Genomic DNA, 2,968 nt, shown 5'->3' with positions numbered 1-2,968 from the left:
ACGCGATCAGCTCGATCTCGTCGCGCTGACGGCCAAGCTCGTCGCGGATCGAGCCGAAAAGCTCGGGATCGCGGGAGGAAAGCGGTTCAGTGAAAAATCCGGTGTCGCGGATTGCGGTGTCCATAAGTCTCTCCTTGGTCAGCCGGTCCAGCCGAGGCCGGCGGCAATGCAGTGCATGGATTGCATCAGCGGCACCGAGATGCCGTTGCGTTTGGTGTCCTCGCGCACCTGGCGCAGAAGTTCGACCTGCAGGCCGTTGATCCGGTCGAGCTCCGGCCGCACCCGGTCGAACTGCTCGCGGAACTGCGGGAACCGCTCGGCGATGCCGCGCTGGCCGGTGAGGTCGAGGATCGCCGCCACCGTCGCCTCGTGCTCGCGCCGGACCTTGGCGAAGACCGCCTCGCGCGTCGCCGCGTCGCCGACAAGTGCTGCGTAATCGGCAGCGATCCGCATGTCGGACTGGTAGAGCGACTTCTCCACCTCGTCGACGATCAGCCGGAAGAGCCGCGAGCGGTCGAACATGTCGCGCAGAAGCCCGGCCCCCGCGCCCCCCCGCACCTTCACGAAGGCATCGAGCGCCGAGCCGATCCCGTACCAGCCGGTCAGCATGTGCCGGTTCTGCGACCAGGCGAAGACCCAGGGGATCGCCCTGAGATCCGCGAGCGTCATCGCCCCGAAGCGCCGCGCCGGACGCGAGCCGAGCTTCAGCGACGAAAGCTCCTCGACCGGGCTCGCCTCCTGGAAATAGCCGACGAAGCCCGGCATCCGCACCAGCCCGACATAGGCCGCCTGCGACATGCCCGACAGCGCCTCGAGCGCCTCGTCATGCTCGGGATCGTGGCCGCTCTCGCGCGTGAGCGGCGACAGCGCCGCATGGGTCAGGACCGAGGAGGCCAGAAGCTCCAGATGGTTGAGCGCGGTGCCGCGGTTGGCGTATTTCGACGACACCACCTCGCCCTGCTCGGTGAGCTTCATCATGCCGTCGATCGTGCCCGCGGGCTGCGCCGCGATGGCGCGCTCGGTCGGCGCGCCGCCGCGGCTGACCGAGCCGCCGCGGCCGTGGAAGAAGCCGGTGCGGTAGCCGAGCCCGGCCAGCCGCTCGCTGATCCGGCGCTGCGCTTTCTCAAGCTCCCAGGTCGAGCAGAAGAAGCCGCCGTCCTTGTTCGAATCCGAATAGCCGAGCATCACCTCGACCACGCCGCGCCGCTCCCGCGCGGCGGCGCGGGCCGCCCCCGAGGCCATCAGTTCGGCGAGGATCTCCGGCGCGGCGCGCAGGTCGTCGATGGTCTCAAAGAGCGGCACGACGGCGAGTACCGGCCGGTCGGCGGGCAGGTCGCGCCCCGCCACCGCGTAACGGGCGAGGAGATAGACCGCGAGGATGTCCTCGGCCGAGCGGCTCATCGAGACGATGAACGGCCCGAACGCCTCGGGGTCGCGGCCCGGCTGCTGCATCAGCGCGAGAAGATCGAGAAGCTCCAGCGCCACCGGCCCGAGCGCGGCCCGGTCGACCACCGGCACCTCGTCGGCCGCAAGCGCCCGGCGCAGCGCGGCCGCCCCGTCCGCCGTTTCCGGCGCGGCGGCGATCCCGAGCGTGGCCCAGACCTCGGCAAGGACCGCGTTGATCACGGTCGAGTTCTGCCGCACGTCGAGCGAGGTGGCGCGGAAGCCGAAGACCTCGGCGCGCCAGCGCACCGGGCGGATCAGTTGCGCCGCAAGGTCGTCCGCCCCGATCGCGGCCAGCCCGGTCTCGACGACGATGAGATCGTCGACGAGTGCATGCGGTGCCGCATAGGCGGCGGCGCCGCCCGTGCCGGTCGCCTCGATCCGGATCATGATCGCGCTCACGGCCTGGCGGAAGACCTCGCCGGGATTGCGGGCCTCTAGCGTCGCGGCCGCCCCGCTCCGGGCGATGAGCGCGCCGAGCGCCGCGAGCGTCGGCGCCGGAATGTCGGCGATCCGGCGCGAGATCGAGAGCCGCTGCGCGGCGGTACGCAGCCCGTCGAGATGACAGGCGATTGCCGCGTCGCGGCCCATCACCAGCGCCCGCGCCGTGACCTCGGCGGTGACGTTCGGGTTGCCGTCGCGGTCGCCGCCGATCCAGGAGTGGAAGCGGATGCAGGGCCGGACCGGCGTCGCCGCGCCGGGGAAATGCCGCTCGCGCGCGTCACCGTACTGGTCGAAGAGCTGCGGCACCGCGTCGAAGATCGAGTTGCGGAAGAACTGCAGGCCCCAGGCGATCTCGTCCTCGAGGCTCGGCCGCTCGATCCGGAGTTCGCCGGTCAGCCACAGAAGGTCGATCTCTGCGCGGATCTCGTCGCCGTGGCGGGCCCGTTCGCGCGGGGTCCAGCGATGGGTCTCGAGCTCGACGAGCTTGCGGTAGATGCGGCGGTGGATCTCGAGGATCGTGACGCGCTTCGCTTCGGTCGGATGCGCGGTCAGCGTCGGCACCACCGCGAGCTTGCCGATCGCGGCGTCGATCGCGCCCCGGCCGAGCCCGCTCTGGCCGATCCGCTGGAAGGCGGCGGCGAAGGAGCCGGGCACCGCGTCGGGGCCCTCCTCGGCCTCGGTCCGGCGGCGGGCGCGGATGCGCGCGTTCTCGTCGGCGATCTTCTGGAGCTGGAACCAGATGTTCTGTGCCTGAAGATAGGGAACCGCCATCGGCCCGGCCGGGATCGGGCCGGTGCCGCCCGCCGTGAGCCAGTCTGCGACTTCCGGGGCCCTCCGCCCCACCACTTGCATCAGGAGGCGGTGGAGCAGGTCGCGCAGCTCGCGTGACGCGGCGGTCTGGGCGGGGGCGGGGTCTGTCTGGCTCACATGCGGTTCGGCGAGTTTCATCACGCAACCTTGTCTTGGGGTGTTTTTCCTTGGAAGTATTCGGTGAGGTTTTGGAGCACTCGGAACCCCATTCCTTCGCGGGTTTGGCGTGTTGCGGATCCGAGGTGGGGGAGCATGACGAGGTTGTCGGCGC

The 2,968-nt window shown here is 70.6% G+C and carries 1 protein-coding gene and 1 pseudogene; both read right to left on the bottom strand.

What is annotated here, in order from left to right; translation table 11 throughout:
• Positions 1–138: 138 nt before the first annotated feature.
• Positions 139–2,835, bottom strand: a complete 2,697-nt coding sequence (locus OEZ60_RS22005) for a phosphoenolpyruvate carboxylase (protein WP_263340984.1) — start codon at positions 2,833–2,835, stop codon at positions 139–141.
• A pseudogene (locus tag OEZ60_RS22000) lies at positions 2,835–2,968 on the bottom strand (D-glycerate dehydrogenase); the annotation flags it as partial. The gene OEZ60_RS22005 and the pseudogene OEZ60_RS22000, both read right to left, overlap by 1 nt.

It is taken from the genome of Albidovulum salinarum (assembly GCF_025673475.1).
GTDB classification, from domain to species: domain Bacteria; phylum Pseudomonadota; class Alphaproteobacteria; order Rhodobacterales; family Rhodobacteraceae; genus Albidovulum; species Albidovulum salinarum.
Note: the sequence above shows the minus strand (reverse complement) of the source record. Positions and strands in the feature narration are given on the sequence as shown.